Genomic DNA, 1,405 nt, shown 5'->3' on the forward strand with positions numbered 1-1,405 from the left:
TGTCTATCCCTAACATAGCTTGACCATAAAATATACAAGTTATGAACCATCGAAAACTCAATAAACGTCGAGAATTTAGTGAACAGATACGCCGAAAGGCTGTCAAGGAATTTCGCTCAGGAACTTATACCGCGAAAGAGCTGGCCGATTTGTATCATTGCAGTGAACAAACCATATACAATTGGATCTATAAATATTCACCGGGGGATTCCCCACAAGTCAATGTCGTCGAAATGAGTGAAAGCACCGATCAGAAAGTCAAAGACCTTCACGATAAAATTGCTCAGTTAGAACGCGCTCTTGGCAAGAAACAGATCAAGGTAGATTTTTTGGAAAAGATGATTGACCTGGCTGAAGATGAATACAATCTGGATGTAAAAAAAAGTTCTTCTTCGAAGCGATCGAGTGGTTCCAGGAGAACAGACAAATGACCGACTACAGTTTAAACAGCTTATACAAGGTGGCCGGCATCACAAAGCAAGGCGTTTGGGATCATTTTCGCCGGGAAAAAGCCGAACTGGAGATGATTGAGCGGGTGATCGGCCGCGTCGACAAGCGCCGAAAGGAGCACCCGGGGGAAGGACTGGAGAAGCTCTACGATCAACTAAATCCGCAAGGGCTGGGACGAGATAAATTCTGCCGGATATTCGGGCAGCTGGGCTACGGAATCCGGCGGACAACCAACCCGATCCGTACCACTATTCCCGCTCATAAGGTCTTTGACAACCTGATTGAAGGGCGCCTGGTTACCGGTCCTAACCAGGTCTGGCAAAGTGATATTACCTACATCAAGGTGAGCGATCGCTTTTACTACCTGACGTTCATCATTGATGTGTATACGCGCCGGATTGTAGGGTACGCCGTCAGCGACAGCCTTCGGGCCGAGGCGAACATTAAAGCCATAAAGATGGCGTTTGCTACGGTTTCGTCCGGCGAACTCAGTGGCTGTGTCCACCATTCGGATCGCGGCAGCCAGTATACCGACGGCCGGTACCTGAAGATGCTACGCGGCAATGATATGCTCATCAGCATGGGAGGGCGAGCCCAGGACAATGCCTTTGCCGAACGGATCAACGGGGTGATTAAGAATGAATACTTGATTCCCTGGTCACTGAGTAGCTTTCGTCAGCTACAGTATTACAGCAAGAAGGCAGTCACTGATTACAATACCAAACGCCATCATGGAAGCCTGGGAAAATGCTCTCCGGTAGACTATGAAACGGCCTGGAAGAAGCTGCCGGAAGACAAGCGACGAGTGGAGGTAATCCGCAGTGAAAATACGCCAGATTTTTTGGAGGCTAGCCTCCAATCCAACGCCATTGACACTTCGTGTCAATATCCATACTGTACTATACATTTAAATTAACAATCAATACTAACGGTCAAGCTAATTCAGGGATTGACA

The 1,405-nt window shown here is 47.8% G+C and carries 2 protein-coding genes; both read left to right on the plus strand.

Annotated elements, in window-relative coordinates; genetic code table 11:
• The first annotated feature begins 41 nt into the window (after positions 1–41).
• Positions 42–431: a transposase gene (locus DYD21_RS20770; RefSeq protein ID WP_116038939.1), complete on the plus strand. Its 390-nt coding sequence runs from the start codon at positions 42–44 to the stop codon at positions 429–431.
• Entirely contained in the window at positions 428–1,366 is a 939-nt protein-coding gene (locus DYD21_RS20775) for an IS3 family transposase (protein WP_116038940.1), read from the plus strand. Before DYD21_RS20770 ends, DYD21_RS20775 begins: the two co-directional genes overlap by 4 nt.
• Positions 1,367–1,405 lie beyond the last annotated feature (39 nt).

The organism is Rhodohalobacter sp. SW132, from assembly GCF_003390325.1.
GTDB lineage: Bacteria > Bacteroidota > Rhodothermia > Balneolales > Balneolaceae > SW132.

Bases quoted from the DNA above. Each gene is read 5' to 3' on its own strand.
- DYD21_RS20770 (WP_116038939.1), top strand. From the start codon at position 42: ATGAACCATCGAAAACTCAATAAACGTCGAGAATTTAGTGAACAGATA.
- DYD21_RS20775 (WP_116038940.1), top strand. From the start codon at position 428: ATGACCGACTACAGTTTAAACAGCTTATACAAGGTGGCCGGCATCACA.